This window comes from uncultured Cetobacterium sp., assembly GCF_947039425.1.
In the GTDB taxonomy this organism is placed as follows: Bacteria; Fusobacteriota; Fusobacteriia; order Fusobacteriales; family Fusobacteriaceae; genus Cetobacterium_A.
The window spans coordinates 1-3,002 of sequence record NZ_CAMQYW010000246.1; the positions used below are offsets into that span (position 1 = coordinate 1).

4 protein-coding genes are annotated in these 3,002 nt (G+C 29.0%); all 4 read left to right on the forward strand.

Annotated elements, in window-relative coordinates:
* A partial coding sequence (locus Q0V09_RS09920) for an ABC transporter ATP-binding protein (RefSeq protein WP_297489106.1) occupies window positions 1-963 on the forward strand: 963 nt, incomplete at its 5' end.
* A 2-nt stretch (window positions 964-965) separates the two neighbouring features.
* Window positions 966-1,811, forward strand: a complete 846-nt coding sequence (locus tag Q0V09_RS09925) for an ABC transporter permease (RefSeq protein ID WP_297406120.1) — start codon at window positions 966-968, stop codon at window positions 1,809-1,811.
* Entirely contained in the window at window positions 1,804-2,577 is a 774-nt protein-coding gene (locus Q0V09_RS09930; RefSeq protein ID WP_297489109.1) for an ABC transporter permease, read from the forward strand. The genes Q0V09_RS09925 and Q0V09_RS09930 overlap by 8 nt, the downstream gene beginning before the upstream one ends.
* Before the next feature lie 44 nt (window positions 2,578-2,621).
* The coding region (locus Q0V09_RS09935) for a peptidylprolyl isomerase (RefSeq protein WP_297489112.1) at window positions 2,622-3,002 on the forward strand (381 nt) is incomplete at its 3' end.

The following is a 3,002-nucleotide window of genomic DNA, read 5'->3' on the forward strand; positions in this document are numbered from 1 at the left end:
GGTTTTATTACTCCTGATAGTGGTGCTATTTATCTAGGAAATGAAGACATTGTCAGGTTAGCCCCCAATGAAAGAAATGTAAATACCATATTCCAAAAATATGCTCTTTTTCCACATTTAAACATCTATGAAAATGTGGCATTTCCCTTAAGACTTAAAAAAATTGACGATAAGACAATTGATGAAGAGGTTAAAAAATTTATAAAACTTGTTGATTTAGAAGACCATATTTATAAAAAACCAAATCAACTTTCTGGTGGGCAACAACAAAGAGTTTCTATAGCGAGAGCTTTAATTAATAAACCTGGTGTTTTATTACTTGATGAACCTCTTTCAGCTCTTGATGCTAAATTAAGACAGAATCTTTTGATTGAATTAGATAATATTCATGACGAAGTTGGAATTACATTTATCTTTATTACACATGATCAACAAGAAGCTCTTTCTATCTCTGATAGAATTGCTGTTATGAATAAAGGTAATATTTTACAAGTTGGAACTCCTGCTGAGGTTTATGAATCACCTGCAGATTCATTTGTTGCAGACTTTATTGGAGAAAATAACTTTTTCCAAGGTATAGTATCTGAAATAATTAGCGATACATATGCAAAATTAAAAGATGATAATTTAGGAGAATTAATATTTGAAGTGGACAAACCAATCAATATTGGTGATCATATTAAAGTTTCAATTAGACCTGAGAAAATAAGAGTATCTAAGCAAGCTCCAAGTGGTCTTTCTGAAAAATATAACACTCTTAAAGTTTATGTTGACGAACTTATTTATTCCGGATTTCAAAGTAAATATTTTGTTTGGGTAAATGGAGATAAAAATCAACTTTTCAAAGCTTTTAAACAACATGCTGTTTACTTTGATGAAGATGATCACGATACAATACACTGGGATGAAGATGCTTATATTTCTTGGCATGCTGATGATAGTTTCCTTGTTGAGGTGATGTAACATTGAAAAGAAAGTCATCAGGACACTTTTATAGTATTCCATTAACTTTATGGATGTCTATTTTTTTTGTTATTCCCATGCTTATTGTTTTAACTTATTCTTTTTTAACTAAAGGAACATATGGTGGTGTTAAATTAATTTTCACCTTGAAAAACTTTATGGTATTTTTTGAACCTGTATTTTTAAAGATTTTATTTAAAACAATATATATTTCAATTTTTGTTACTTTTTTTACAGTTTTATTGGCAATTCCAACTGCATATTTCATTGCAAGATCAAAGTTTAAAAAAGAGTTACTTTTACTAATTATTATCCCTTTTTGGACTAACTTCTTAATTAGAATATATGCTTGGATATCTATTTTAGGAACAAATGGTTTTCTTAATAATTTTTTAATGAAAATTGGAATAATTGAAACTCCATTAAAATTACTTTATAATACAGGTGCTGTTATAGTCATCACAGTTTATACAAGTTTGCCTTTTGCAATATTACCTTTATATTCAATTATTGAAAAATTTGATTTTTCTTTAATTGAAGCCGCTAGAGATTTAGGTGCTACTAATGGAGAAGCTTTTAGAAAAGTATTTATTCCTAATATAAAATCAGGAATAATTACTGCTGTTCTATTTACTTTTATCCCTGCTATGGGATCTTATGCTGTTCCTAAGTTAGTTGGTGGAACCAAGGCTACTATGTTAGGTAATATTATTGCTCAACATCTTACTGTAACTAGAAACTGGCCTCTTGCTTCTGCTATATCTGCTATGCTTATAATTATTACATCTATTGCTTTATTAGTATTTATGAGGAGCGAAAATAAAGATGAGGAGGGAAATAATGAATAAAAGAAGAACATCTTTATTTTTCTTTATTTTATCAATGGTATTTTTCTATTTACCATTAGTTATTTTAGTTATCTACTCTTTTAATAAAGGTAGATCTAGTTATTGGGAAGGTTTTTCTTTCAAATGGTACAAAGAACTTTTCTTGTACTCTGACAATATTTGGAAAGCTTTTAAATATAGCCTTTTTATAGGAGTAATATCTAGTACTACTTCTACTATTCTTGGAACTTTAGGAGCAATTGGACTTCACTGGTATAAATTTAGACATAAAAAATATCTAAAAATAATAACATTTTTACCGCTAGTTATTCCTGATATTATTTTAGGAGTATCTCTTTTAATTATGTTTTCAACTATAAAACTACAACTTGGATTAACAAGCATTTTTATTGCTCATACAACATTTAATATCCCTTTTGTATTATTCATTGTTTTATCTCGTTTAGGAGAGTTTGATTATTCTATAGTTGAAGCTGCGTATGATCTTGGCGCTACAGAGATGCAAACGTTAAGAAGAATTATTCTTCCCATGCTTTTACCAGCAATTATTTCTGGATTTTTAATGTCCTTAACTTTATCATTTGATGATTTTGTTACAACATTCTTTGTTGCAGGACCTGGTTCATCTACTCTCCCTCTTAGAATTTATTCTATGATTAGATTAGGTGTTTCTCCGGTTGTAAACGCTTTATCTGTTTTACTTATAGTTTTATCTATTGCATTTACTTTATCTACAAAAAGTTTACAAAAGTATTTTGTAAAATAAGTTTTTATATAGTATAATAATACCAACAAATACAGGAGGGAAATATGAAAAAATTCATTAAATTATTGTCTCTAATTATTTTTATAAGTATGATTGCTGGTTGTTCTTCAACTAAAGGAAAAACAGAAGCTGTTAAATATAATGATATTAGAGCTACTTTCGTAACTACTCAAGGAGATATTAATTTCTATCTTTACCCTGAGGCAGCACCAATAACTGTAGCAAACTTTATAAATTTGGCTAAAAGAGGTTATTATAACAATACTAAGTTCCATAGAGTTGTTGAAAACTTTGTTGTTCAAGGTGGAGACCCTACTGGTAAAGGTGATGGTGGTCCTGGATACACTATTCCAGATGAATTCGTTAATTGGTTAGACTTCTATCAACCTGGTATGCTTGCTATGGCAAATACTGGCCCTAACACA